The sequence below is a fragment of the Isoptericola sp. NPDC057653 genome (genome assembly GCF_042799955.1).
Lineage (GTDB): Bacteria > Actinomycetota > Actinomycetes > Actinomycetales > Cellulomonadaceae > Isoptericola.
Map to the genome: position 1 here is coordinate 304,453 of NZ_JBHVHP010000003.1, position 24,402 is coordinate 328,854.

General features: G+C 73.3%; 21 protein-coding genes. 17 read left to right on the plus strand and 4 right to left on the minus strand.

Annotated features, from left to right (window positions below):
- Positions 1–53 precede the first annotated feature (53 nt).
- Positions 54–689, plus strand: a complete 636-nt coding sequence (locus ACFU9A_RS18390; RefSeq protein WP_430576733.1) for a TetR family transcriptional regulator — start codon at positions 54–56, stop codon at positions 687–689.
- Positions 690–737: 48 nt separating this feature from the next.
- Here ACFU9A_RS18390 and ACFU9A_RS18395 read toward each other — a convergent pair whose 3' ends face one another.
- Positions 738–1,469: an MgtC/SapB family protein gene (locus ACFU9A_RS18395; protein ID WP_430576734.1), complete on the minus strand. Its 732-nt coding sequence runs from the start codon at positions 1,467–1,469 to the stop codon at positions 738–740.
- Positions 1,470–1,825: 356 nt separating this feature from the next.
- On the opposite strand from ACFU9A_RS18395, the gene ACFU9A_RS18400 reads away from it, so the two are divergent.
- The 4 genes from ACFU9A_RS18400 to ACFU9A_RS18415 all read left to right on the plus strand — a co-directional run bounded on the left by ACFU9A_RS18400 (position 1,826) and on the right by ACFU9A_RS18415 (position 5,707).
- Positions 1,826–2,614: a carbohydrate ABC transporter permease gene (locus ACFU9A_RS18400; RefSeq protein WP_430576735.1), complete on the plus strand. Its 789-nt coding sequence runs from the start codon at positions 1,826–1,828 to the stop codon at positions 2,612–2,614.
- Positions 2,614–3,534 (plus strand): carbohydrate ABC transporter permease, encoded by a 921-nt coding sequence (locus ACFU9A_RS18405; protein ID WP_430576736.1) that lies wholly within the window; start codon positions 2,614–2,616, stop codon positions 3,532–3,534. Before ACFU9A_RS18400 ends, ACFU9A_RS18405 begins: the two co-directional genes overlap by 1 nt.
- Before the next feature lie 126 nt (positions 3,535–3,660).
- The gene (locus ACFU9A_RS18410) at positions 3,661–4,962 is read left to right on the plus strand and encodes an ABC transporter substrate-binding protein (RefSeq protein WP_430576737.1); all 1,302 of its coding nucleotides are present in this window, start codon (positions 3,661–3,663) and stop codon (positions 4,960–4,962) included.
- A gap of 34 nt (positions 4,963–4,996) precedes the next feature.
- Complete coding sequence (locus ACFU9A_RS18415; RefSeq protein WP_430576738.1) at positions 4,997–5,707, plus strand: glycerophosphodiester phosphodiesterase; 711 nt, start codon at positions 4,997–4,999, stop codon at positions 5,705–5,707.
- A 52-nt stretch (positions 5,708–5,759) separates the two neighbouring features.
- Here the strand turns inward: ACFU9A_RS18415 and ACFU9A_RS18420 are convergent, their stop codons facing one another.
- The gene (locus tag ACFU9A_RS18420; RefSeq protein ID WP_430576739.1) at positions 5,760–6,695 is read right to left on the minus strand and encodes a sugar-binding transcriptional regulator; all 936 of its coding nucleotides are present in this window, start codon (positions 6,693–6,695) and stop codon (positions 5,760–5,762) included.
- A 120-nt stretch (positions 6,696–6,815) separates the two neighbouring features.
- Between ACFU9A_RS18420 and ACFU9A_RS18425 the strand changes: the two genes are divergently transcribed.
- The 4 genes from ACFU9A_RS18425 to ACFU9A_RS18440 all read left to right on the plus strand — a co-directional run bounded on the left by ACFU9A_RS18425 (position 6,816) and on the right by ACFU9A_RS18440 (position 10,606).
- A complete protein-coding gene (locus ACFU9A_RS18425; protein ID WP_430576740.1) occupies positions 6,816–7,523 on the plus strand; it encodes an HAD-IA family hydrolase in 708 nt (235 codons plus the stop codon).
- Between the two features lie 40 nt (positions 7,524–7,563).
- Positions 7,564–8,430 (plus strand): sugar phosphate isomerase/epimerase family protein, encoded by an 867-nt coding sequence (locus ACFU9A_RS18430; protein ID WP_430576741.1) that lies wholly within the window; start codon positions 7,564–7,566, stop codon positions 8,428–8,430.
- 49 nt (positions 8,431–8,479) lie between these two features.
- Positions 8,480–9,484 (plus strand): NAD(P)-dependent alcohol dehydrogenase, encoded by a 1,005-nt coding sequence (locus ACFU9A_RS18435; RefSeq protein WP_430576742.1) that lies wholly within the window; start codon positions 8,480–8,482, stop codon positions 9,482–9,484.
- Positions 9,485–9,658: 174 nt separating this feature from the next.
- The gene (locus ACFU9A_RS18440) at positions 9,659–10,606 is read left to right on the plus strand and encodes a sugar-binding transcriptional regulator (RefSeq protein ID WP_430576743.1); all 948 of its coding nucleotides are present in this window, start codon (positions 9,659–9,661) and stop codon (positions 10,604–10,606) included.
- Between the two features lie 70 nt (positions 10,607–10,676).
- Here the strand turns inward: ACFU9A_RS18440 and ACFU9A_RS18445 are convergent, their stop codons facing one another.
- Positions 10,677–12,161 carry a mannitol dehydrogenase family protein gene (locus ACFU9A_RS18445; protein ID WP_430576744.1) on the minus strand — a complete coding sequence of 495 codons (1,485 nt, stop codon included), beginning with the start codon at positions 12,159–12,161 and terminating at the stop codon, positions 10,677–10,679.
- Positions 12,162–12,332: 171 nt separating this feature from the next.
- Here ACFU9A_RS18445 and ACFU9A_RS18450 point away from each other — a divergent pair, with 171 nt between their 5' ends.
- From ACFU9A_RS18450 to ACFU9A_RS18485, 8 genes are all read left to right on the plus strand, one after another.
- On the plus strand, positions 12,333–13,463 hold the full coding sequence (locus ACFU9A_RS18450) for an FAD-dependent monooxygenase (protein WP_430576745.1): 1,131 nt from the start codon (positions 12,333–12,335) through the stop codon (positions 13,461–13,463).
- A gap of 86 nt (positions 13,464–13,549) precedes the next feature.
- Positions 13,550–14,797: an NAD(P)/FAD-dependent oxidoreductase gene (locus tag ACFU9A_RS18455; protein ID WP_430576746.1), complete on the plus strand. Its 1,248-nt coding sequence runs from the start codon at positions 13,550–13,552 to the stop codon at positions 14,795–14,797.
- Between the two features lie 76 nt (positions 14,798–14,873).
- Positions 14,874–16,253, plus strand: coding sequence for a DUF4232 domain-containing protein (locus ACFU9A_RS18460; RefSeq protein ID WP_430576747.1), 1,380 nt, complete (start codon positions 14,874–14,876; stop codon positions 16,251–16,253).
- A gap of 18 nt (positions 16,254–16,271) precedes the next feature.
- Positions 16,272–17,339, plus strand: a complete 1,068-nt coding sequence (locus ACFU9A_RS18465; protein WP_430576748.1) for a LacI family DNA-binding transcriptional regulator — start codon at positions 16,272–16,274, stop codon at positions 17,337–17,339.
- A 132-nt stretch (positions 17,340–17,471) separates the two neighbouring features.
- Complete coding sequence (locus tag ACFU9A_RS18470; RefSeq protein WP_430576749.1) at positions 17,472–18,929, plus strand: ABC transporter substrate-binding protein; 1,458 nt, start codon at positions 17,472–17,474, stop codon at positions 18,927–18,929.
- Positions 18,926–19,885 (plus strand): carbohydrate ABC transporter permease, encoded by a 960-nt coding sequence (locus ACFU9A_RS18475; RefSeq protein WP_430576750.1) that lies wholly within the window; start codon positions 18,926–18,928, stop codon positions 19,883–19,885. The genes ACFU9A_RS18470 and ACFU9A_RS18475 overlap by 4 nt, the downstream gene beginning before the upstream one ends.
- Positions 19,882–20,790, plus strand: a complete 909-nt coding sequence (locus ACFU9A_RS18480) for a carbohydrate ABC transporter permease (protein ID WP_430576751.1) — start codon at positions 19,882–19,884, stop codon at positions 20,788–20,790. Before ACFU9A_RS18475 ends, ACFU9A_RS18480 begins: the two co-directional genes overlap by 4 nt.
- 69 nt (positions 20,791–20,859) lie before the next feature.
- Positions 20,860–22,296, plus strand: coding sequence for a sulfatase-like hydrolase/transferase (locus ACFU9A_RS18485; RefSeq protein ID WP_430576752.1), 1,437 nt, complete (start codon positions 20,860–20,862; stop codon positions 22,294–22,296).
- Between the two features lie 37 nt (positions 22,297–22,333).
- On the opposite strand, the gene ACFU9A_RS18490 is transcribed toward ACFU9A_RS18485, so the two are convergent.
- Positions 22,334–24,310 (minus strand): cytochrome c biogenesis protein DipZ, encoded by a 1,977-nt coding sequence (locus ACFU9A_RS18490; protein ID WP_430576753.1) that lies wholly within the window; start codon positions 24,308–24,310, stop codon positions 22,334–22,336.
- Between the last annotated feature and the right edge of the window lie 92 nt (positions 24,311–24,402).

The following is a 24,402-nucleotide window of genomic DNA, read 5'->3' on the forward strand; positions in this document are numbered from 1 at the left end:
CTTGCGTGCACGCAAGTTTGCTGCCACGCAGTCACGGGTGAGACGCTGCCCCGGTGACCACACCGCCGCCGGGCCTGAGGGAACGGAAGAAGCAGGCGACGCGCGAAGCGTTGCGCGCGGCGGCCCTGCGCCTGGCCCTCGAGCACGGGCCGGACAGCGTGCGGGTCGAGGACATCGCCGAGGCGGCCGGCGTCTCGCCGCGGACGTACAACAACTATTTCGCCAGCCGTGAGCAGGCGATCGTCTCCGCCGTGACCGCAGACCGTGAGGCTCGGATCGCGGCGGCGGTGGCGGCCCGCACCGCGGACGTGCGCCTGGCCGACGCCGTCACCGAAGCCGTGGTCGAGCACTACACGAGCCCCCGGGAGCGCGAGCTCGAGGCGTTGCTGATGACCACCACGCGGAGGACCGCGCTGCGGGACGCGTTCCTCGACTCCCCCGCCGGCATCGAGGCACCGCTCACGGCCGTGATCGCGGAGCGCCTGGACGACGGCGGACCGCACACGGCCCGCGTCCTGACGGCGAGCATCGCGGCGGCGGTCCGTGTCGCGCTGGAAGGATGGCTCCAGCCCGCGGCGGGATCGGGGGGCCTCGTGGTCCCTTCCGGCTCGCTGGCCGACCACCTCCGCGCGGCGCTGGCGCCGCTCAGGCCCGCACTCGACGCGGCCGAGCGGCAACCCCGGCCATGAAGGCGGCGTGAGCGGTCCGGACCCGCCGGCCACCCCCGGGGGCACGGCTCATCCGCGGTCGGCGTCCTCGTCGAACTCGGTGGTCTCGTGCCGGAGGGACACCCGGTCCACGCCCGGGACCTCGACGAGCAGCGGGACGAGGTCGCGCACGGGTGGGCTGCCATGGAAACGGATGTCCATGACGACGAAGCGCCGACCGTCCGCGGCGATCCGCCGGCTGCGCTCGATCGAGCTCGTGAAGCCCGACGAGGTGGCGACGGACAGGAGGTCGCGGAGCACGCCGGCCCCGTCGGCGTAGGTGATGCGCAGCGTGCGCTTGCGGTCCGGGTCGGGCAGCCGGCGGACCAGGGGCGCGACGACGAACAGGGTCGTGAGGTGGATCGCGGTGAGCGCGATCGCCAGCGAGAGCATCCCGGCACCGCACGCCATCCCCACCGCCGCGGCGACCCACACCGTGGCCGCCGTGGTCAGCCCCCGGACGACGCTGCGCCCCTTGAAGATCACGCCGGCCCCGAGGAAGCCGATCCCGGAGACGATCTGGGCGGCGATGCGCGAGGGATCGAGGTTGACGTCGCTGCCGAGCACGGCGGAGAAGCCGTAGGCCGAGACCAGGGTGAAGCCGCAGGACCCGAGGCCGACCAGGACGTGGGTCCGGTACCCGGCGGCCTTCTGACGGAGCTGCCGCTCGACCCCGATGAGGGAACACAGCACGAACGTCGTCAGCAGCAGCTCGGCCTCGACCAGGCTGGTGCCGGTGACGATCCCGACGATCGGTTCCATACGCGCTCACCTCCACCGGCTGCAGCCGTTCGCGACCCCACCCTCCACCCTGTGCTCAGATGCGTCATGAGTGTGCTCATTCGAGCACCCCCGTCGGAGCCGAGAGCCACGGCACTACCTTGGCGGCTTCCGACACAGCAGTCGGGCGCCCGAACGCACAGCGGCTCCCGGGGAGAAAGGACGGCGAGATGGCGACCGTGGCCGAAGAACACGTCGGCGTGCAGAGGACCTCTCCACCCAGCCCACCACGCAGACGCTCGGCCCTTCATCAACGCCGACAACGCCGGGGGGCCGCCCTCTTCGCGCTGTTCGCCTTCCCCAACCTGGCGCTCATCGCGGTCTTCGCCTACTGGCCGGTGCTCGAGAACCTCTACCTCAGCCTCACCAACTGGGACTTCATCTCGCCCGAGCCCCTCTTCATCGGGCTCAGCAACTACGCCCAGCTGTTCACCTCGTCGTCGTTCCTCGACGTCATGGTGACCACCGTGACGTGGGTCGTCGTCGTCGTCGGCCTGAGCCTCGTCCTCGGGATCGCGCTCGCCTCGCTCTTCTCCATGAAGCTCCCCGGGACGGCCGCCGTCACCGGGATCGTCTTCGCCCCGCACGTCATCGCCGGCGCGGCGATCGGCGCGGTGTGGCTGTTCATCTTCGACCCGAACTACGGCCTCGCCCGCACCCTGTTCGAGGCCGTGGGGCTGAGCTCGCCCGACTGGACGACGGACGCGAGCTGGGCCCTGCCCGCCCTGCTCATCGTCTCGATCTGGAAGGGGGTGGGTTTCGTGGCGATCGTCTACCTGGCCGGGATGCAGGGGCTGCCCTCGGAGGTGCTCGAGGCCGCACGCCTGGACGGGGCGAACCGGTGGCGGCTCTTCACCAGGATCGTCCTGCCGCTGCTGTCGCCGACCACGTTCTTCCTGGTGATCACGCAGACGATCGCGGCCTTCCAGGCCTTCGACATCATCGCGATCATGACCGGCGGCGGACCGGCCTCCGCGACCACGACGCTGAGCTGGTTCATCTACGAGCAGGCGTTCCAGCGCTCCAACGTGGGCTACTCCGCCGCCGCGGGAACCGTGATGTTCGTGATCCTCATGTTCATCACCATGCTGCAGTTCCGGTACGTCGAGAGGAAGGTGCACTACTGATGCCCGCCACGACCACGCGGCCGACCACCTCCCGGGACGAGGGCATCGTGCAGACCCGCACCGCACGGCAGGCCACGAGCGGCCGGCCCTTCGGGAACCTCCGCCACCGCTGGTGGGGGATCCTCCTCCTCGTCGCCGCCGCCCTCGTGTTCGTCGTCCCGCTCTTCATCCTCGTGACGACGGCGTTCAAGACGAACTCCGACATCTACTCCTGGCCGCCCAAGGTCCTTCCCACCGACCTCACCTGGGACAACCTCACGACCGCGTGGCAGCTCGCACCGTTCGGCGCGTTCATCAAGAACTCGGTGATCATCACGGTCGTCGGGGCGGTCGCCAAGGTCGTGCTCGCCGTCTTCACGGCATACGCCTTCGCCTTCCTGCCGTTCCCCGGCAAGAACGTCCTGTTCCTCGTGATGCTCGGCGCCCTCATGGTCCCGGGGCACGTCACCCTCCTGGTCAACTACATCACCATCGGCAACATGGGCCTGATCAACACCTACGCCGGCATCATCCTGCCCGGCGTCGGGTCGGCGTTCGGCACCTTCCTCCTGCGCCAGCACTTCATGTCGCTGCCCACGGAGGTGTTCGAGGCCGCCGAGGTCGACGGAGCCGGACACTTCCGCAAGCTCGCCTCGATGGTGCTGCCGATGTCCGTGCCCGCCGTCGCGACGGTGGCACTCGTCGCCGTGATCGACGAGTGGAACAGCTTCGTGTGGCCGTTGATCATCACCAACTCCGTGAACATGCGGACGCTGCCCATCGGCCTCATGTACCTCAAGGCCAACGACGGCATGGTCTCGTGGGGCGTGCTCATGTCGGGGACGCTCATCGTCGTGCTGCCGATGCTGCTCGTCTTCCTCTTCGCGCAGCGCTACATCGTCACCGGGCTCACCGGCGCCGCCGCCGGCAGCGGCCGCTGAGACCTGGACACGCCCCCATCCCCCAGACGATCGAAGGAGATCATGCACGCCCAGAGACGCCCTCACACAGGAGGGAACGGAAGCAGGTTTCGGGGGCTCACCCGTCGGCAGGTGCTCGCCGCGGGCATGATGGCCGCCACCGTGCCCGCCCTGGCCGGCTGCTTCGGCGCCGGGCGGGGCCCCGGCGCCGTCATGGAGCAGCCCAGCGGTGACGTGCCGGCCAGGTTCGCGGACCGGCAGCGCGTGGTGCTGTGGAGCAACTGGACGTCCCACAACGCCGAGGTGCTGCAGCGGAACATCGATGCCTTCCACGAGGCCCAGAGCGACATCTTCTGCGAGATCCAGATCTTCGAGGGCTACGACAAGGTCGAGTCGAAGCTCGCCGCGAGCCTGCAGGCCAGGCAGGTGCCGGACATCTCGGTGCTGAGCGACGTGGTCTGGAACCGCTTCTACCTCGCCGACGCCCTCGAGCCCCTGACCGGCTACTTCGACAGCACCTTCGGCACGGACGCGTTCGACGAGCGGTTCCTCGCCGAGGGGACCGTCAAGGACGACGTCTGGTGGCTGCCGTTCGGGCGCTCGACCCCGCTCTTCTACTACAACCGCGACCTCTTCGCCGCCGTCGGCCTGCCCGACCGCGCGCCGAAGACGTACGACGAGTACCGGGAGTGGGGCAAGGAGCTGTCGGGCTACACGGCCAACGGCCACGCGGTGCGCATGCGCGCCTACACGGGCGGCGACGACTGGTACTTCCAGGGGTCGACCTGGGCGTTCGGCGGGGGGTACTCGGACGGCCTCGACATGCGGCTCACCTCCGACGCCACCGTGGCGGCGCTGGAGTTCGACCGCGCCTTCATCCACGACGACGGCGCCGGCTATCTCTCGAACGACCCGTCCGGAGACTTCGTCGCCGGGACGACCGCGACGATCCTGGAGTCCACGGGGGCCCTCACCAGCGTCACCGACGCCGCCGAGTTCGAGGTCGGGTGCGGGTTCCTGCCCGGGCAGGCCACCTCCGGCGTGCCGACCGGCGGCGGCGGGCTCGCCGTCCTCCGCTACGCCTCGGACGAGCGGAAGAAGGCGGCATGGGAGGTCATCAAGTTCCTCACCTCCGGCGACGCCTCCGTCGACTGGACGGTCGGCACCGGTTACATGCCCACCACCACGGCGGCGAAGGAGTCCGGCGAGATCCGCCGGCGTGCCGCGGAGAACCAGAACTACCAGGTCGCGATCGACCAGCTCGCGATAGCCAAGGGCCCCGACGTCGTCCGCCGCTACGTGCCGGAGTGCCTGCCCGAGGCGAAGGACGTCATCCAGGCCGTGTACTCCGGCGGCGCGGACCCGGGGTCCAGCCTCTCGACGATGGCCTCCAACCTGGAGCTGTCGATCGACCGGATCCGCCCCCAATACGAGGAACGAGTGAACTGAGATGCCACTGTCGATCGTCGGTCATCGCGGCGCGATGACCCACAAGCCCGAGAACAGCCTCGAGTCGTACGCCCTCGCCGAGCACGTCGGCGTCGACGAGATCGAGCTCGACGTACGCCTGAGCAGGGACGGGGAGCTCTTCCTGCTGCACGACGCCACCCTCGACCGCACCGCGGGGGACGACTCCGCCCGCGGGCTCGGCCCGGCGGCCGACCTGACCCTCGCCCAGCTGCAGGCGGTCCGGCTCGACTCCGGCCGGGGCGTCGTCACCCTGGCCGAGATGTACGCCGCGACGCGCACCTTCATCCAGCTGGAGATCAAGGATCCCGCGACGGTGCCCTACCTCGCCGCATACTTCACGGCCCACCCCGACGACGCCGGACGCACGATCCTCACCGGGTTCGACCCCGACGCCCTCCGGCACGCCGCGGACCTGATACCGACGATCGGCCGGTGCATCATCGTGAAGACGATCGCCGTCGCCGACGAGTTCGAGGGCGGCTGGAGGGGGTTGCTCGACCACACCCGCTCCACCCGGTTCGCCTGCGGCTTCGAGGGCCTCACCCCTCGGATCGTCGACGCCGTGCACGACCTCGGCCTCGAGCTCCACGTCTGGCCGCTGCGCACGATCGACGACATGCGACGGGCCGTCGAGCTCGGTGCGGACGGCACGACCTCCGACGACCCGGAGCTCGCGCGGTCCTGGTACGAGCAGGCGCTCGCCGAGCCGGCGGCGCGAGCCTGAGCCGACCGGCTCCGCTCGAGGTGTGACCGCCGCGGCCGCCGAGGCCGTGGCGTCACACCTCGAGCGCCGCCTGCGCGCAGCGCACGTCCGTGATCAGGACGTGGCAGAACCCCGATCGCAGGGCGGCGATGATGGCGTGCTCCTTGCCCGGGCCGCCGCCGATGCCGACCCGGGTGGGCACCCGGCGCAGGCTCTCCTCGGAGATCCCGACCAACCGCTCCTCCAGCCCCGACACCGACCTGCCGTCGCGGTCGAGCAACGCCGTCCCGATCTCCGCGACGACCCCCTTCGTCTCGAAGGCGTCACGCTCGCCGAGGTCCGTCAGCTGCTGCGCCAGGAGGGACGCCCCGGGCCACCCGCCGATCGTCAGGTAGGCCTTCCCGAGGTGGTCCATCCGGCGCAGCGTGCGCTGGATCGACGGGTGCTGGAGGAGCGTCCGCGCCCTCGGGTCCTTCATGAGCAGCACCGGCAGGTACAGCGGGTAGGTCGCGCCACCGCTCGCACGACCCATGTTCGAGATGACCTCGACGCCGTCCTCCAGGCGCGGTGCGCCCACACCGGTGAGCTGGACGATGTCGGCGGAGGGCAGCTCCGGGACGAGGCGTGACGCGAGCACGAGGGTCCGCCCCGGGGCGATCCCGACCACGTCGTCCTCCTCGAGGTCGTCCGCGATGTAGCGCGCGGTGATCCGGGCGATCGCCTCCCGCGCCTCGGACATGCTCGTGGAGGGCGCCGCCACGACGAGCGCCGAACGCAGCCCGTACCGCTGCACCAGCCGCGCGGAGAGGTCGACGTCCACGGGGTCGGGGAACTTCGCCCGCACCTCGATGAGGTCCAGCTCCCGCGCCCGCCGCACCATCCGGGCCGTGGCGAACCGCGACCTGCCGATCTCCTCGGCGATGTCGTTGATGGCACGGCCGTGAGCGAGGTTCTGCATGGCGACGTACGTGTGGAGGACCTGCTGGTCGATGGGAAGCGGTCTGCTCATACGAGCATGCTAGGTCAACAGAAGAGCAAGGTGTTCTACGTTTCTCGGACATCGCGACGAACACGAGGGATCGGCCCTGGCACTCGGGCGTCGACGCCTCGCGGAATGGAGAACGACCTCATGCAGACCACGGACACGCGGGACGCCCTCGCCGCCGCCCTCGCCGCCGGGCGGGAGGTCGAGATCGGCGGCGTCCTGTCCGACATGGACGGCACCCTGGTCGACTCGGTGCCGGCGGTCGAGGAGGCCTGGCGGATCCTGGCGTCCGAGTTCGACGTGCCGATGCTGCCCGCCGAGTCGCACGGGCTCACCGCGCGGTCGGTCGTCGAGGCCTTCGGGATCCCCGCCGCCGACCGTCGCCGCGCCGAGGACCGGCTCACCGAGATCGAGTCGCGCGACGGACAGCTGCTGGACCCGCTGCCCGGGGTGCGCGAGATCGTCGGGTCGCTGCCCGCGACGCGGTGGGGCATCGTCACCTCGGCCGCACGGCCGGTCGCCCGGGCGCGGTTCGGCGCGACCCGCCTGCCCTTCCCGGCGCTCCTGGTGACGGGGGACGACGTCAGCTCGGGGAAGCCCGCGCCGGAGCCGTTCGCGACGGGGGTGGACGAGCTGCGCCGGCGCGGCCACGACGGCCCCGTCGTCGCGCTGGAGGACACCGTCGCCGGGCTGAGGTCCGCCCGCGCCGCCGGCTGCCTGGCCGTCGGCGTCGTGGGGACGTACGACCGGAACACCCTCGCCCCCCACGCCCACCTCGTCCTCGCCTCGCTCGAGGCCCTGCGGGTCCGCGAGGACGGCGACCGGCTCTGGGTGACGGCGACGCCCGCGTGACCGGCCCCCTCCCTGACCGCACCACCCCGAGAGGACGACCATGATCGGCTGTCACGCATCCGTCTGGACCGGCACGTTCGACGACGAGGGCCTGAGGACGGCGTTCCGCGGCACCGCGGAGGCCGGGTTCGAGCTCATCGAGCTGCCGATGTTCGCCCCGCGGGGATGGAACGTCGGGCTCACCAGGTCGCTGGCCGAGGAGTACGGCCTCGCGGTGACCGCCTCGTTGGGGCTCACCGACGACGTGAACATCAGCTCCGCGGACACCGCGGTGGTGAGCCGTGGCGAGGCGCACCTGACGGCGGTCCTCGAGGTCCTGCACGACCTCGGCGCGTCGCACCTGTGCGGTGTCGTCTACGGCCCGATGAAGAAGCACTCGCGCCCTGCCACCGAGGCGGAGGTCCGGGCGGGGCAGGACGCCCTGCGACGGCTGGCCGGGCGGGCGGACGACCTCGGCATCCGGCTCGGCCTGGAGATCGTCAACCGCTACGAGACGAACATCCTCAACACCGCGGCGCAGGGCCTGCGGTACGTCGACGAGGTCGGGGCGGACAACGTCGGCGTCCACCTGGACACCTATCACATGAACATCGAGGAGTCGGGCCTGTTCGCGCCGGTCCTGGACGCGGCCCGGCACCTCGAGTACGTGCATGTCGGGGAGAGCCACCGCGGCTACCTCGGCACGGGCACGGTCGACTTCCCGTCGTTCTTCCGGGCCCTGCGCCACGTGGGCTACGACGGCCCGATCGTCTTCGAGTCGTTCTCCTCGGCCGTCGTCGACCCGCAGCTCACCGGGACGCTCGGCATCTGGCGGAACCTGTGGCGCGACGGGGCGGACCTCGGCCGCCATGCCCACGACTACATCCGGAACGTCCTGCGGGCCGTCGAGACCGTCGACCTGCACTGAGCCCACCCGGCCCCCACCCGGCCCCCACACGAGGAACGAGGAGAACGACATGAACGTTGCTGCCGTGATGACCGAGATCGGCCACATCGAGCTCCAGGAGCGGCCGATGCCGCAGGCCGCGCCCGGAACGGCCGTGGTCAAGGTGCACGCGGTCGGCGTGTGCGGCTCCGACACCACCTACTACCGGCACGGCCGCATCGGCGACTGGGTGGTCGACGGGGACATCGTCCTCGGCCACGAGGCGGCCGGCGAGGTGGTCGAGGTCGGTGACGGCGTCACCGACCTCACCGTCGGCGACCGGGTCGCGATCGAGCCCGGCACCCCGTGCCGCAGCTGCGCGCAGTGCACGGCCGGCCGGTACCACCTGTGCCCGGACCTCGTGTTCCTGGCCACTCCCCCGTACGACGGCGCGTTGGTGCAGTACGTGGCCCTCGATGCCCGCACGCTCTTTCCGATCCCCGAGGGGATGACCTACGAGCAGGCCGCGATGGTCGAGCCTCTCTCGGTGGGCCTGTGGGCCTGCCAGCGCGCCGGGCTCCGTCCGGGCGACGACGTCCTGGTGACCGGAGCGGGACCGGTGGGGGTGCTCGCCGCGCAGTCCGCGCGGGCGCTCGGCGCACGCTCGGTCACGGTCACCGACGTGTCCGGTTTCCGCCTCGACCTGGCCCGCGACCTGGGCTTCTCCGTGGAGGCGAGCGACCGGCCCGGCGCCGAGACCTTCGACGTGCTGCTCGAGTGCTCGGGGGCGCCCGGGGTCCTCGCCGCGGGGATGGACCGGCTGCGCGAGGCCGGCCGGGCAGCCATGATCGGCCTGCCGAAGCAGCCGGTCGAGCTCCCGGTCTCCTTCCTCAACAAGAACGAGGTCAGCCTCGCGCTCGTGAACCGCTACCAGAACACGTGGCCGCTGGGGATCTCCCTGGTCGCGACGGGGCGCGTCGTCCTCGACGGCCTCCAGACGCACTCCTTCACCCTGACGGACACCGCGGCCGCGCTGGAGGTCGCGGCGACCGACCCTCGCTCGATGAAGGCGATCATCTATCCGCAGCAGGTCTGAGCGCGGCGGCGCCGGCGGCGAGCCTCCGGGTCCGTCGTCGGCGCCTCGCTGCCCTCACGTCGCCGGGCGCATCGGTCCGGACGGGCGTTGGTTAGGCTCAGGGAGCAAGAACCAGTGCTCAGACTGCGCGACGACGCCAGGGCGGCGGCAGTCTCGACCAGCGAGGATGGCTCCGTGACCGACGCCGAGCACGCCCGCCTCCTCGTCGAGGTGAGCCGCGACTACTACCTCGACAACCGCTCGAAGGTGGACATCGCCGAGCACCGCGGCATCTCCCGCTTCCAGGTGGCCCGGCTGCTCGCCGAGGCGCGCGAGAGCGGCGTGGTGCGGATCGAGATCTCGCCGCCCGCCCACCTCGACACCGAGCGGGCCCGGCGGCTCGCGGAGCGGCTCGGCGCCCGCGAGGTGGTGATCGCCGGGGCCGGCGACTCCCCGGCCGCCACGCGCGAGTCCGTGGCCCGCACCCTCGCCGCCGTCGTGGGCAGGCACGTGCGGGCGGGCGCGACGATCGGCGTCTCCTGGTCGCGCACCCTCGAGCTCGCCGTGCGCCTCCTCGACCCGCTGCCCCCGTGCGACGTGGTCCAGCTGGTGGGGGCCCTGCCCGTCGACGGCTCGGGCGACTCGCTCGACATGATCCAGGCCTTCCGGCGGATGCCGGGCGTGCGCACCTGGCCCGTCTGGTCCCCGTTGCTCGTGGCCGACCCCGGCACCGCCGCCGGGATGCGGCGCCAGCCCGAGATCGCCGCCGCGCTCGACCGCGCGGACGACCTCGACGTCGCCGTCGTCGCCGTCGGGGCCTGGACCCCCACGGGCTCGACGGTGCTGCCGCAGGTCACGGGCGACGAGCGGCGGGCCGCCACCGCCGCCGGCGCGGTCGCCGAGTGCTCCGGCCGGCTGTTCGACGCCGACGGGCGCCGCGTCGTCACGCCGCTCGACGCTCGCGTGGTCGGCGTGACCTTCGACCAGCTGGTGCGCACCCCCGAGGTCGTCACCGCCGGCTACGGCCGCGAGGCCGCGCCGGCGTTGCGCGCCGCCGTCGCGGGCGCCATCGCGACCACCGTGGTGTGCGACGACGACGCCGCGAGCGCCCTCGAGGCGCTCCTGGACGTCACGACCGCGTAGCGCCCGCCGGCGGGCACGACTCGCCCCGTCGAGCCCGGCGGCGACCGAGGGCCACCGCGACCGGCCGGGTTCAGGCCCCGACGAGGCCCTCGACCGTCGCCCGCGCGCCCCGCGCGTGCAGGGAGTCGAGGGCGGCGGTGTACGCCTCGACGAACCGCGGCTCGGACGCCAGGTCGCCGAACAGCTCGTGGTCGCGCACGAAGGCGAGCGGGTCGTCGTGCTGGCGGGCGGCGGCGGCCATGAGCCGGTCCGCGAGCCGGTCGACGACCACGATGGGCTCGCCCTGCTCGTCCACGGCCTCGTCGTACCGGGCCCAGGCCGCCACGACGGCGGCCGACCGGTGCACCTCGCCGCCCGAGGCGAGGTTCTGGCGGATCACGGGGACCAGCCACGTCGGGATCCGGTCGGAGGACTCGGCGCACAGGCGGGCGAGGGTGTCGCGCACGTGCGGGTTCGCGAAGCGCTCGATCAGCGTGGCCTGGTACTCCGCGAGGTCCACGCCGGGCACCGGCAGCAGCGTCGGGGCGCCTTCGTGGGCCATGTACCCGCGCAGGAAGCGCACGAACGTCTCGTCGGCGCAGACCTCGTGCGCGTACCGGTGGCCCGCCAGGTAGCCGAGGTAGCACAGGGCCTGGTGGGAGACGTTGAGCAGACGCAGCTTCATGAGCTCGTACGGCTCGACGTCGTCCACGAGCTGGGCGCCCACCTTCTCGTAGGGCGGGCGGCCGGCGGCGAACCGGTCCTCCACCACCCACTGCGCGAACGGCTCCGCCACCACGGGCCACGCGTCGTCGACGCCGAACCGCTCGGCGACCATGGCCCGGTCGCCGTCGGTGGTGACCGGGGTGATGCGGTCCACCATCGAGCTCGGGAACGGCACGTCCTCCTCGATCCACGCCGCGAGCCCGGGGTCCTTGAGTCGCGCGAAGGCGGTGAACATCCGGCGGGCCACGTCGCCGTTGCCGGGGATGTTGTCGCAGCTCTGCACCGTGAACGGCGGGACGCCGCGCTCCCGCCGCCGACGCAGGGCCTCGGTGACGAGCCCGAACGTGGTGGCGGGCACCGCGCCCGGCTCGAGGTCGGCCCGCACGGCGGGGTCGTCGGCGTCGAACTCCCCCGTCACGGGGTTGACGTTGTAGCCGCCCTCGGTGACGGTCAGCGAGACGATCCGGATCTCGGGCGACGCCATCTTCTCCAGCACCGCCTCCGGGTCGTCGGGCGCGAGGAGGAACTCCGCGATCGAGCCGATCACGCGCCCCTCGAGCGTGCCGTCCGGGTGCTTGAGCACCAGGGTGTACAGGCCGTCCTGGGCGGCGAGGACGTCGCGCATGCGGGCGTCGTGGGGCAGCACCCCGACGCCGCAGATCGCCCAGTCGAGCGCCTCGCCCTCGCGCATCAGCCGGTCCAGGTACATCGCCTGGTGCGCGCGGTGGAAGCCGCCCACGCCGAGGTGCACGATGCCGGTGCGCAGGCGGGTGCGGTCGTAGTCCGGGACGGCGAGCGGCAGGTCGCCGCCGGCGAGCGACGCCACGGTCACGGCGTTGAGTGCGGTCATGGTGCGTCCTTGCTCCGTCGGGTGCGAGAGCGCACAACGTATCAAACGAGCATCTGTGCCGTCACAGATGAGCGCGCCATAGGCCTCTGCCACGCAGGGGTCGACCGTTCTGTCCCCTATGCTCCGTCTGACCGCTCCGGTCGCCCGTCGCCTCGAGTCAGGGGAACCCGCATGCGCCAGTCAGCCACCGTCCTCGTCGTCGGGGGCGGGATCTCGGGGAGCGCCACCGCCGTGCTGCTGCGGCGCGCGGGCATCGACGTCGAGCTGGTCGAGGCGCGCCGAGCGACCGGCGCCGGGTCCGGCATCACGCTGCAGGGCAACGCGCTGCGGGCGCTGCGCGAGGTCGGCGTCTGGGACGAGGTGCTGGCGTCGGGGTGCGGCTTCGACACCACGGGGATCACGACCCCGGACGGCACGGTGCTGTTCGAGGAGCAGAGCGTCCGGGCCGGCGGCGACGACCTGCCCGCCACGTTCGGCACCGAGCGCCCCCGCCTGCAGCGGGTCCTCGCCGACGCGGTGCGGGCCGGCGGCGTGCGGGTGCGCGAGGGCGTGCGGGCGCAGGTCCTCGACCAGGACGACGACGGGGTCCTCGTACGGCTCGAGGGGGACGACGGCACCGTCGAGGAGCGGACGTACGCCCTCGTGGTCGCGGCCGACGGCGTCGGCTCGCGCACGCGGGCCGCCGTCGGCATCCCCGACTCCCCCACGCCGACCGGCATGGCCGTGTGGCGCGCCGTCGCACCGCGCCCCGACGGGCTGGACCGCACGGACCTCGCCTACGGCGGTCCCGCCTACATCGCGGGCTACTGCCCCACCGGGGAGTCGTCGATCTACGCGTACCTGGTGACGGACCCCGGCACCCTGCCGAGCCCGGAGGCCGCGCTCGCGCACGTGCGCGGCCTGGCCGGCGCGTACGGCGGCCACTGGCCGGCGATCACGGCCACCCTCACCGACCCGTCGGCCGTGAACTACAGCGAGTTCTCGCGGCTCGTCGTGGACGGCGCCTGGCACCGGGGACGGGTGGTCCTCGTGGGAGACGCGGCGCACTGCTGCCCGCCGACCCTCGCCCAGGGCGCGGCGATGGGCCTGGAGGACGCGACGGTGCTCGCCGAGCTCCTCACCGGCGCCGACACCTGGGACGACGCCCTCCTCGACGCCTACGCGGCCCGCCGGACGCCCCGTGCCCGCACGGTGGTCGACGCCTCGGTCCAGCTCGGGCAGTGGCTGCTCGACGGCGTCCGCGACGCGGACGTGCCGGGGCTCATGGCGCGCACGATGGCGACGGTCCGCGCGCTGCCCTGACCCGGCGCCGCGGGACGGTCGCCAGCATCACGGAACTGTGGAAATGTCGGGGCTGCCAGCCCCGCCCCCGCCGGTCAGGAGTCACCATGCCCCCGTCGTCCACCGCACCCATCCTCGTCGTCGGAGGGGGCCTGGCGGCCGCCCGGGCCGTGGAGGCCGTGCGCGAGCGCGACTCCTCGGTCGACGTCGTGGTGGTCACCTCCGAGGGCCACCGGCCGTACGAGCGCCCGCCGCTGTCGAAGGACTACCTGCGGGGGCAGGCGGAGGCGGACGTCATCTACCCGCTCAAGGCCGGCTGGTACGACGACCACGGGATCGACCTGCGCACCCTCACGACCGTCGTCGACCTCGCACCCGGCGACCACGAGGTGACGTTCGCCGACGGCTCCACGATGGCGTACTCCCGCCTGCTGCTGGCGACGGGCTCGACGCCGCGCGCCCTCAACGTGCCCGGCCGCAGCCTCATCGGGGTGCACACGCTGCGCACCGTGGACGACGCGGACCTGCTCGCGGGCGTGCTGCTGCCGGCGTCGCTCGAGGGCGAGGGCAAGGTCGTCGTGGTCGGCGACGGCTGGATCGGCACGGAGGTCGCCGCCTCGGCGCGGATGCTCGGGCTGGACGTGTCCCTCGTCGGCCAGCTGGAGCACCCGCTGCAGGCGCCGCTGGGCGCGGAGCTCGGCTCCCTGTACGGGCGGCTGCACGAGGAGCGCGGCGTGGAGCGGCACCGCGGCGACGTCGTCGCGTTCACGGGCGCGTCCGGGCGGGTCAGGGGCGTGGAGCTGGCCGACGGCACGCACCTCGACGCGGACCTCGTGGTGGTCGGCGTGGGCGTCACCCCCAACGTCGGCATCGCCTCGGCCGCCGGCCTGGAGCTGCGCGCCCGCGAGCTCGGCGGCGGCATCGTGGTGGACGGCTCCCTGCGCACCCCGGCGCCCGACGTCTTCGCCGCGGGCGACATCGCGTCCGTCCCGTCGCCGCACTACGGCCGCCCGCTGCGCGTGGAGCACTGGGCCGTGGCGCAGGACACCGGCGCGCACGCCGGCCGCGCCATGCTCGGCGACGACGCCGCCTACGACGTCCTGCCCTACTTCTTCAGCGACCAGTACGACGTGGGCATGGAGTACAAGGGGTTCGTCGACCCGCGCGCGGACGACACCGAGGTGGTGCTCAGCGGGTCGACGGACGATCGCGAGCTCGTCGCGTTCTGGCTGCGCGACGGCGAGGTGCAGGCCGGCATGGCCGTCAACGTGTGGGACCGCATGGACGACGTCGAGGAGCTCGTCCGCTCCGGCCGGAAGGTGCCGCGCGCCGAGCTGGAGTCGTTCGTCGGCTGACGCGCCTCGTCCACGTCGCCCGGTCGTTTCACCGCGCGACCCCGGGACCACCACACCCGCCTGACAGGATCGGGGCGTGAACGGGCGACGGGCGGCTGCCCTGGTGACGACGCTGGTCGTCGTGGTGGCGGCGGTGGCCGTCCTGGCGGTCTGGCGCCCGTGGGACCCGGTGCCCGACGCGCTGCGCGACGCCGCGCGCACGGTGGCCGCGGAGCCCGGTGTCGTCGCGGCACGGGTGACCGGCTACGAGGTGACGCAGCGCGACGCGAAGGACGGCGACGCCGCGCGGGCGGAGATCGACGTCGTGCTCGACGACGCGCTCTCCCCCGCCGAGGCGGCCGACACCGCCGCGCGCGCGGACCGCGCGCTCGCGGCCGTCCAGGTCGCCGGGGTGAGCACGCTGTCGCGCACCACGACCGTGCGCGCCGGCGACCCGTCGGGCTCCGGCGACCTCGAGACCTACCCCCTCACGGCGTGGGTGGGCGAGGACGGCGGCGCCTCCGCCGTGGCCGACGCCTTCGTGCTGCGGCGCGCGGGCGCGACGACCGTGAGCGGTGCCAGCGCCGAGGCGGCCGACGGCGACGCCCTCGTCCGGCTCGCGCAGGTGGCCGCCGAGCACGAGATCGCCGCCTCGCTGCGCACCGCGGGTGCCGGCGTGCAGTACGACGCGTCCGGCCGGGTCCCCGAGCCCGACGCCGCTCGGCTCGCCGTCGATGTGGCCGGGCGACCCGGCGTCACCTCGGTGGTCGTGCACGCGGGCTACCCCGACGACTCCGTCGCCGCGGACGGTGACGCGCTGACCCTCCAGGTGGGGCTGGACGGCCCGACGGCGTCCCCGAAGGGGGCCGACGTGGCCCGCTGGCTCGACGACCCGTCGCACGCCGTCGGCGACGCCCCTCTGGCCTACACGCTCACCGAGCCGGGCTACGCCACGAGCGTCGACGGCTGGGTCGCCGCCGCCGCGCCGCCCGAGCCCGCCGAGCACGCCGTGCCCCTGCCCGCGGGCGTCGACCCGTGGCCCGCGGACGCGGGCGCCCCGGACTGCACGGGCGAGGACCTGCGGGTCACGCTCGGCGCGCCGGACGCCGCTGCCGGCAGCCGGTACCTCGCCGTGCGCGCCGAGAACGTCTCCGGCCGGCCGTGCGCCCTCGACGGGGTTCCGGACCTCGTGTTCCGGGACGCCGACGGCGATCGCCAGGACGTCACGCTCGTCCCGTCCGCGCCGGGCGTCGTCCCCGCCCGCCTCGTCGTGCCCGCGGGCGAGGGCGCCCTGGCCACGGTGCAGTGGCGTGCCATGTCGACCGCGAACGACCCGGACGTCACCACCGCCGTCGAGGTCACGGCGGTGCCCGGCGCCGAGCCCGTGACGCTGACGCCCGCCGAGTCCCTGGACGTGCTCGACGGCGCCGAGGTGCGCGTCGGCCCCTGGGCGCAGGGCGCCGAGGGCTGGTCGTGACCGTGTGACGATAGGGCGATGACCGACAGGGCGACGGCGTCCATCCCGCACGAGCAGGCCGTGGGCGGCAGCGTGACCGTCAAGGACGTCGCCCGCCGCGCCGGGGTCTCGGCCAGCACCGTGTCGAACGTGCTGCACGGGCGGTCGAGCGTGGCGCCGGAGATCCGCGACCGGGTGGAGGCCGCGATCTCCGAGGTGGGGTACGTGCCGTCGGCGGCGGGCAGGCTGCTGCGTGGCGGCCGCTCCGAGATCGTGCAGCTCGCGCTGCCGGACATCCGTTCCCCCTACTACTCGGCGCTGGCCCACACGGTGATCCGCCAGGCGCGCGCCCTCGACCTCGTGGTCGTCGTCGAAGAGACCACCGGCGACGCCGAGCAGGAGCGGCGGGTCGCCTCGAGCCACCCCAACCGCGGGATCGGCGGCACGCTCATCTGCCCGGTCGCCCTGTCGAGCGAGGACCTGGCCGGCCTGCGCCCACGCACCCCGACCGTGCTGCTCGGCGAGCACACGGCGGGGGACGTCTTCGACCAGGTCTGCACCGACAGCCGGGCGGCGGCGCAGGAGGTCGCCGAGCACCTGCTCGGCACGGGGCGCCGCCACCTCGCGTTCGTCGGCTCTCCAAACGGTGCGGGCACCGGCCCCGGGACGCTGCGGCTGAAGGGCCTGCGCGAGGCGCTGCGCGAGCACGGGCTGACCCTGGCCGAGGGCGCCGTCCTCCCAGCGGCGAGCTTCGACCGCGAGACCGGCGCGCGCGTCGGTGCGCGGATCGCGGACGCGCGGGCGGGCGGGCTGGAGATCGACGCCGTCGTGTGCGCGACCGACGAGCTCGCCGTCGGCATCCTGCACGCGCTGCGCGGGCGCGGCGTCCGGGTGCCGGAGGACGTCGCCGTGACCGGCTGGGACGACGCGCCGGAGAGCCGGTACCTGTCGCCCTCCCTCACCACGGTGGCGCACGACCTCGACGACGTCGCGGCGGCCGCGCTGCGGCTGGTCGTCGGCCGCAAGGCCGACCCGACACGCCCGCCGAGCCGGCACGTCTCGCCGCACCGCCTGGTGGTGCGCGAGTCCACGGCCCCGCCCGCGTAGCCGTCCTCGCCTGGCCGGCCGGGCACCCGACGGGCACCCGGACTCGTTGACATCCGCTCTCGCCCCCCGTACGTTCGTCGAGGCCGTGCAACGTTGCACGAGCCTCATGCAACGTTGCACGAGAGGAAGGCCATGACGACCATCGACCGGCGCACGTTCCTCGCGCTCGGCGGCACCGCCGCGGTCGCCGGGGTGCTCGGGCTGAGCGGGTGCGGCCCGTCGGGCCCGCCCGCGCGCCGCGCGGGCGCCCTCACCTGGTGGGACGAGTTCCAGCCGCTCGAGGCCCTGGAGCAGGCGACCTTCGACGCAGCGTCAGGGGCGACCGGCGTGGGCGTCGACTACACCGTCTACGACCCCGCGGGCCTGGGGTCCGCGCTCCAGCTCGCGCAACAGAGCGGGCTGATGCCCGACGTGTTCACCAACGGCTTCGGCATCCCCGCCCTGGCGCTCGTCGAGAACGGCTGGGTGCGGCCCCTCGACCTGCCCGACGAGGCGCTGGCCCGGTTCCCCGAGGGCACGCTGCTGGAGGGGCTGCACACGTTCGACGGGCGCGTCTACTCGTTCCCCCTGTTCACCTCCCGCCAGCACGTCAGCCTCACCTGGTTCGACCGGGACCTGGTCGAGCGCGCCGGGGTCGACCCGTCGACCGGGCCGCGCACGTGGGACGAGTTCCGCCAGGTCGCCCGCCGGATCACCCGGGGCGGCGAGGCGCACGGCTGGATCGAGGGCCTCGGGCTCACCGACCGCATGCGCCAGCACGTCATCGACCTCGCTGCCGGCGCGGGCGCGCAGCTCTCGTTCACCGAGGCCTCCGCCGACAGCCCCGGCGTGGCCGACGCCCGCACCGGCGACTACCCCTTCGACGGGGACGAGTTCGTCGCCGTCCTCGAGTTCCTCGGCTCCCTCGTGCGCGACGGCGTGATGTTCCCGTCCTCCACGTCGCTCGACGTACGCACGGCCCGCGCCCGGTGGGCCGGCGGAGCCGCCGGCCTCTTCCTCGACGGCACCTGGAACGTCGGGGTGCTCACCGGGCAGTTCCCCGACTTCCTCCCCCGCGTGGGCGTCGGCAACATGCCCACCCCCGACGGCACGGCGCGGGCGGTCAACGGCCCGGTGGGCGGCTCCTTCTGGCTGTCGAGCGCGACCGCCGAGCCCGAGGCCGCCACCCGCATCCTCGCCACGATGACCGGCGCGGACTACGCCGCGGGAATGGCCGCGGCGATGGACCAGCCACCCGCCGACGCGGGCGCCGTGGACCGCGCGGACGTGCCCGACCTGTACCGGCAGGCCGTCGGGATCCTGCAGGACACCGTGACGCCCGCGCCGAGCCCTCTGGAGAGGCAGCCCGCCGTCGGGCTCGTCCTGTCCGAGATGGTGCAGGTGCGCCCCACCCTGGGGGAGATCGTCCAGGGCTACCTCGGCGGCAACGTCGACGACGTCCGCGCGGAGCTGCGCGGGTTCACCGACCGGCTGCGCGCCGAGCGCGACCGGGCCGTCGCCCTCGTCAACGCCCGCGGGCACGACGTCGGCGTCGACGACTGGCGCCGCGACGACGTGGCCGAGCCCACCACGACCGGGAGCCGCTCATGACCGCCGCCGCACCCGCGGCCCGCACCGCCGTCGCCGTCGCGGGGCGCACCGGCCGGCCGCCGCGCCGCGCCGCGAGCCGCACCCTGTGGATCTGGGTGTTCCTGGTGGCGACGATCGTCCTGTTCGGCGCCTACACGGTCTGGCCCGCGATCGCCAGCGTCGGGTACTCGTTCCTCGGCTGGTCCGGGTACGGACCCGACCGCCCCTTCGTGGGGCTCGCCAACTACGAGCGAGCGTTCTCCGACCCGCTGTTCTGGCGGTCGGTGGGCGTCACCCTGCTCATCATCGTCGTCACGGTGCCGCTGCGGGTGCTGCTGGCGCTGGTCCTCGCGGTCTTCCTCAACGACCCCCGCCTGCCGTTCGCCCGGCTGCTGCGCACCGCGTTCTTCGTCCCGGTCGTGGCCACCACGGCGATCATCGGCATCGTCATGAACTTCGTCCTCGACCCCGCGGACGGGCCCGTGAACCAGGTGCTGGGGGCGCTCGGCATCCAGCCCGTCGACTTCCTCGGCGACTCGTCCGCGGCCCTGTGGTCCGTCATGGCCGTGCACTTCTGGAAGTGGCTCGGCCTCACCCTCGTCTACTGGCTCGCCGCCCTGCAGACCGTCCCCGACGAGGTCCACGAGGCGGCCCGCGTGGACGGCGCCAACGCCCGCCAACGCTTCTGGCACGTCACCGTGCCGATGCTCACGCCGTTCCTCGTCGTCATCTCCCTGCTGACCATCGTCGAGACGATGCAGATCTTCGACCTCGTCCAGACGATGACGGGCGGCGGACCGTACTTCGCGACCCTCGTCACCGAGGTCTACATCTACCAGCAGGCGTTCGAGACGGCCCGGCCCGAGTACGGGTACGCGTCGGCCATCGGCGTGCTGCTCGGCGTCCTCACGCTGCTCGTCGTGGGGACCGCCGCGCTCGTGTCCCGCCTCGCCGCACGGAAGGGGGCCGACCGATGAGCGCCGGCACCAGCACCACCCGCCGCGTCGCGCGCCCCGCCGCGCCCCCGCCACCCGCCCGGCGCCCCAGGCCGGCCGGCCGCCGACGCGCCCTGTCCTGGGTGCAGTTCGCCGTCCTCGCCGTCGTCGCGCTCGCCTGGGTCTACCCCCTGCTGTGGATCCTGTCGGCGTCCTTCAAGGACGACGCCGACATCTTCACCAGCGGGCTGAGCCTGCTCCCGCACGAGTGGCGCTGGCAGAACTACGTGGACGCGTGGGAGACCGCCGGGTTCGCGCGGTACACCCTCAACTCGGTGATCGTCACCGTCGGGTCCGTGGTGGTCGTCGTGGTGCGCTGCGCGACCGCCGGCTACGTGCTCGGCCGGTACACGTTCCGCGGCAAGCGCGTCGTCGTCGGGACCCTGCTCGCCGCCAGCTTCATCCCCACCGGCCTGTCGATCATCCCGGTCGTGCAGCTCAGCACCCAGCTCGGCCTCTACCCCAGCACGGTCGGCCTGATCCTCGCCCTGTCGGCCGGCGGCAACGTCGCGGGCGTGCTCCTGTACACGGGGTACTTCTCGCGACTGCCCGACGAGCTCGAGCAGGCCGCCCAGCTCGACGGCGCCGGGTTCCTGCGCACCTTCTTCAGCGTCATGCTGCCCCTCTCCGGGCCGATCACCGCGACGGTGGCCGTCGTGACCTTCATCGGCGCGTGGAGCAACTTCTTCGTGCCCCTGGTGTTCACGTTCAGCGACCCCGACCAGCGCACGCTCGCCGTCGGGATGCTCGCCTTCCAGGGCACCAACTCCACCGACTGGAGCGGCCTCGCAGCCGGCGCCACGCTCTCGCTGCTGCCCGTGCTGATCGTGTTCTTCCTGCTCCAGCGCTACTTCGTCGAGGGCATGGCCGGCGCCGTGAAGAGCTGACGCGACGCCCTCGCCCGCCACCCGCACCCCGCAGTCCCCACCGTGCACCGAACCCCAGGAGGCCCCCGCGTGTCCCGACCGAACATCCTGCTCCTCTGCACCGACCAGCAGCGCTGGGACGCGCTCGGGGCGGCCGGCAACGCCGCCATCGCCACCCCGCACCTCGACCGCCTCGCCGCCCAGGGCGTGCGCTTCGACCGGTGCTTCGTCCAGTCGCCGGTGTGCGCGCCGTCGCGAGCGAGCCTCATGACCAGCCGCTACCCCCGCAACCACGGGCTGTGGGCCAACGGCGTCGACCTCTCCGCCGACGAGCAGCTGTTCACCGCGATGCTCGCCGCCGAGGGGTACGACTGCGGCCTCGTGGGCAAGCTCCACCTCGGGTCGGCGTTCGCCGGCCGGGTGGAGCCGCGCGTCGACGACGGCTTCCGCGTGTTCCGCTGGGCCCACGACCCGTACGTCCGCAGCCCCGAGAACCACTACCACCGGTGGCTGGAGGAGCGCTTCCCCGGCCTGCTCGACGAGACCCTCGCGCAGGGCGGCGACGCCGTCGACCGGCTGCCCACCGAGGCGCACTACAGCCACTGGATCGGCGAGGAGACGATCGAGTTCCTGACGCAGGGGCGGGACAAGGACAAGCCCTTCTGCTTCGTGGTGAACTTCTTCGACCCGCACCACGGTTTCGGCGCCCCGCCCGAGTTCCGTGACCGGTACGACGCCGACGCGCTCCCCCGCCCCGTCGGGGACGCGCACGACCTGGACGACAAGCCCGCGATCTACCGGGAGGCTTCGCAGCGCTCGTACGCCGGGTCCCTGCCGGGCTTCGCGGAGCACACCGAGGAGCAGATCCGGGAGATCGTCGCCCAGTACTACGCGATGGTCTCGCTCGTCGACGCCGAGGTGGGCCGCATCCTCCGTGCCCTCGACGCGGAGGGCCTCGCCGACGACACCCTCGTCGTCTTCACCAGCGACCACGGCGAGCTGCTCGGCGACCACCGGATGCTGCTCAAGGGCCCGATGATGTTCGACTGCTCCGTGCGCGTCCCCCTGATCGCGCGCTGGCCGGGCGTGCTCCCGGCCGGCGAGGTGCGCGACGAGATCGTGCAGTGGATCGACCTCGCCCCCACCCTGCTGGAGGCCGCCGGCGCGCCGCCGCTCCCCCGCGGGCAGGGCTCCAGCCTGCTCGGCCTCGCGACGACCGGGACGTGGGAGGACGAGCGGGGCTGGGCGCTCAGCGAGTACCGCAACAGCTGCATCCCCTACGACACCCCCGTGCACACGACGATGCTGCGCACCGACCGGTGGAAGGTCGTCGTCCACCACGGCGCCCCCAGCACCGACCGCGAGCGGACCGGCGAGCTCTACGACCTCGACGCGGACCCGCAGGAGTGCACCAACCTGTGGGACCACGACGACACCCGCGAGCGCCGTCTCGACCTCCAGGAGCACCTGCTCGACGTGCTCGTCGCCACCGAGGACCGGAGCAACCCGCGGCTCGCGCACTTCTGAGCCCGTCGTCGCCGCGGACGGCGCGGCCGCCCGGCGCTCACCCGAAGGTGAACGTGTACACGGTGACCCCTTCGGGCACGTCGAGCTCGACGGTGCCGTCGGTCGGCCCGTCCCCGCGCAGCAGGTCGTAGAGCGTGGGGTTGCCGGCGACGTCGACGTCGCGCTCCTCGCGCACGCTCCCGTCGGGGGCGAGGACCCGCGCGGAGACGGTGCCCTCGCCGCCCAGGACGGCATACACGTCGGTCGACCGGTAGGCGAGCCGCAGCGTCGCGTCGTCCGAGGCCGCCGTGGCGCCCTGGAAGTCGGCGTCCCAGGTGCCGCCGAGGGAGAACGTGTCCCGCGGCTGCTCGTCCGGGTGGGTGTACGTCTCCTCGCCGGAGCCGTACGCGGGGTCTCCGGAGTAGTTGAACACCTTGTTGAGCGCCAGGTAGGTCTCCGGGGTGGTCTCCTCGCCGGGCGTCGTGTCGGCGACGTCCGTGGGGGCCGGCAGCTCGACGTCGGGGTCGGCGTCCTGCAGCAGGTCGCGGACGTGCTGCTCGGTGACGCCGTAGTCGCCCTCGCCGTGCTTGATGTAGCGGACGGTGCCCTCGGCGTCGATCAGGTACTCCGCCGGCCAGTAGCGGTTCCGGTACGTGGTCCACGTCGAGTAGGAGTTGTCCTGCGCGATCGGGTAGTCCACGCCGAGGTCCCGGGCCCCGGCGACGACGTTGCGCGTCTCCCGCTCGAAGGCGAACTCCGGGGTGTGCACGCCGATGACCTCCAGGCCGGCGTCCTCGTACGCGTCGTACCAGGCGGCGACGTGCGGGATGGCGCGCTGGCAGTTGATGCAGGAGTACGTCCAGAAGTCGAGCAGCACGACCTTGCCCCGCAGGTCGGCCAGGTCGAGCGCCTTGCCGTCCGGGGTGTTGAGCCACCGGGTGATGCCGGTCAGCGGCGGCGCCGTCCCGCAGTCCGCGAGCTCGGGGGACCCGTTGGAGCAGTTCGACAGCTCGCGGTTGGCGTCGGTGACGATCCCGCCCAGGTCCAGCGCGTCCTGCACGGAGGCGTTCTCGTCGACCTTCTGCTGCAGCGCGCCGGTGTAGTCGGGCAGGGCCCGCTGGAGCTGCTGGGGCAGGTTGAGCGCGAGGGCGCCCGCGAGCAGGAGGACGACGACGCCGCCCGCGACGCGGATGCCGCGCTGGTGCCGGCGGAACGCGGACACCCGCTCCGCGACCCGCCGCCCCGCCAGGGCGAAGACGAGCAACGGGATCGCGGCGCCGACGGCGAACGACACGGTGAGCACCACCGTCCCCGGCCCGATCTCCCCGGTGGCACCCGCGACCGTGATCGCCGCGAGCACCGGGCCCGCGCACGGCACGTAGAGGACGCCGAGCCCGAGGCCGAGCAGGAACGCGCCGCGGTCCTGGCCCGACGACCGCCGTGCACCCAGCGAGGCGAGCCGCAGGAACGGACGCTCCAGCACCTCCTCGAAGCGGGGCACGATCATCCCGATCCCCAGCGCGGCCAGCAGCACGATCCCGACCCACCGCAGCAGGTCCTGCGGCAGGCCGAGCGCGCCGAGCACCAGCGACCCGAGCAGCGTCATGACGCTGAAGCTGAGCACGAGGCCCGCGATCACCAGGTACGGCCGCCACGACCGGGACCGCCGCTTCGCAGGGCGCTCCCCGCCGTCGGCGTCGTCAGCAGCGGCGACGGCGTCGGCGGAGCGGGCGCCGGCCGGGGCGATGCCGGTCTCGACGCGCCCGCCCGCGGCCGTGCGCACCGCGGTCGGCACGTCGAACCGCAGGGGCGAGCCCGGCCGGGCGGCTCCTCCTGGAGGAGCGGCGACCGCGACCTCGACCGTGCCCGCGGAGTCGTCGTCGGGCGGTGTGTCTCCGCCCGCCTCGGGCTCCCGCGGATCGCGGGCGCCCTGCACCCCGCCGGCGAAGAAGATCACCGGCAGCATCGGCAGGATGCAGGGCGAGATGCCGGTGATGAGGCCACCGAGCAGGCCGATCAGGACCAGAGTCTCCATGCAGGCCGTTCGGAACCGCGGGCCCGCCGGATGGGATCGAGGCCGGCACCCATCCGGTCGGGCAGCCACTCCGAACCCAGGTCGAGCGCCCC

Bases quoted from the DNA above. Each gene is read 5' to 3' on its own strand.
- ACFU9A_RS18450 (WP_430576745.1), top strand. From the start codon at position 12,333: ATGCGCCAGTCAGCCACCGTCCTCGTCGTCGGGGGCGGGATCTCGGGG.
- ACFU9A_RS18415 (WP_430576738.1), top strand. From the start codon at position 4,997: ATGACCCACAAGCCCGAGAACAGCCTCGAGTCGTACGCCCTCGCCGAG.
- ACFU9A_RS18475 (WP_430576750.1), top strand. From the start codon at position 18,926: ATGACCGCCGCCGCACCCGCGGCCCGCACCGCCGTCGCCGTCGCGGGG.
- ACFU9A_RS18410 (WP_430576737.1), top strand. From the start codon at position 3,661: ATGATGGCCGCCACCGTGCCCGCCCTGGCCGGCTGCTTCGGCGCCGGG.
- ACFU9A_RS18420 (WP_430576739.1), bottom strand. From the start codon at position 6,695: ATGAGCAGACCGCTTCCCATCGACCAGCAGGTCCTCCACACGTACGTC.
- ACFU9A_RS18430 (WP_430576741.1), top strand. From the start codon at position 7,564: ATGATCGGCTGTCACGCATCCGTCTGGACCGGCACGTTCGACGACGAG.
- ACFU9A_RS18490 (WP_430576753.1), bottom strand. From the start codon at position 24,310: ATGGAGACTCTGGTCCTGATCGGCCTGCTCGGTGGCCTCATCACCGGC.
- ACFU9A_RS18480 (WP_430576751.1), top strand. From the start codon at position 19,882: ATGAGCGCCGGCACCAGCACCACCCGCCGCGTCGCGCGCCCCGCCGCG.
- ACFU9A_RS18465 (WP_430576748.1), top strand. From the start codon at position 16,272: ATGACCGACAGGGCGACGGCGTCCATCCCGCACGAGCAGGCCGTGGGC.
- ACFU9A_RS18455 (WP_430576746.1), top strand. From the start codon at position 13,550: ATGCCCCCGTCGTCCACCGCACCCATCCTCGTCGTCGGAGGGGGCCTG.
- ACFU9A_RS18470 (WP_430576749.1), top strand. From the start codon at position 17,472: ATGACGACCATCGACCGGCGCACGTTCCTCGCGCTCGGCGGCACCGCC.
- ACFU9A_RS18395 (WP_430576734.1), bottom strand. From the start codon at position 1,469: ATGGAACCGATCGTCGGGATCGTCACCGGCACCAGCCTGGTCGAGGCC.
- ACFU9A_RS18435 (WP_430576742.1), top strand. From the start codon at position 8,480: ATGAACGTTGCTGCCGTGATGACCGAGATCGGCCACATCGAGCTCCAG.
- ACFU9A_RS18405 (WP_430576736.1), top strand. From the start codon at position 2,614: ATGCCCGCCACGACCACGCGGCCGACCACCTCCCGGGACGAGGGCATC.
- ACFU9A_RS18445 (WP_430576744.1), bottom strand. From the start codon at position 12,161: ATGACCGCACTCAACGCCGTGACCGTGGCGTCGCTCGCCGGCGGCGAC.
- ACFU9A_RS18425 (WP_430576740.1), top strand. From the start codon at position 6,816: ATGCAGACCACGGACACGCGGGACGCCCTCGCCGCCGCCCTCGCCGCC.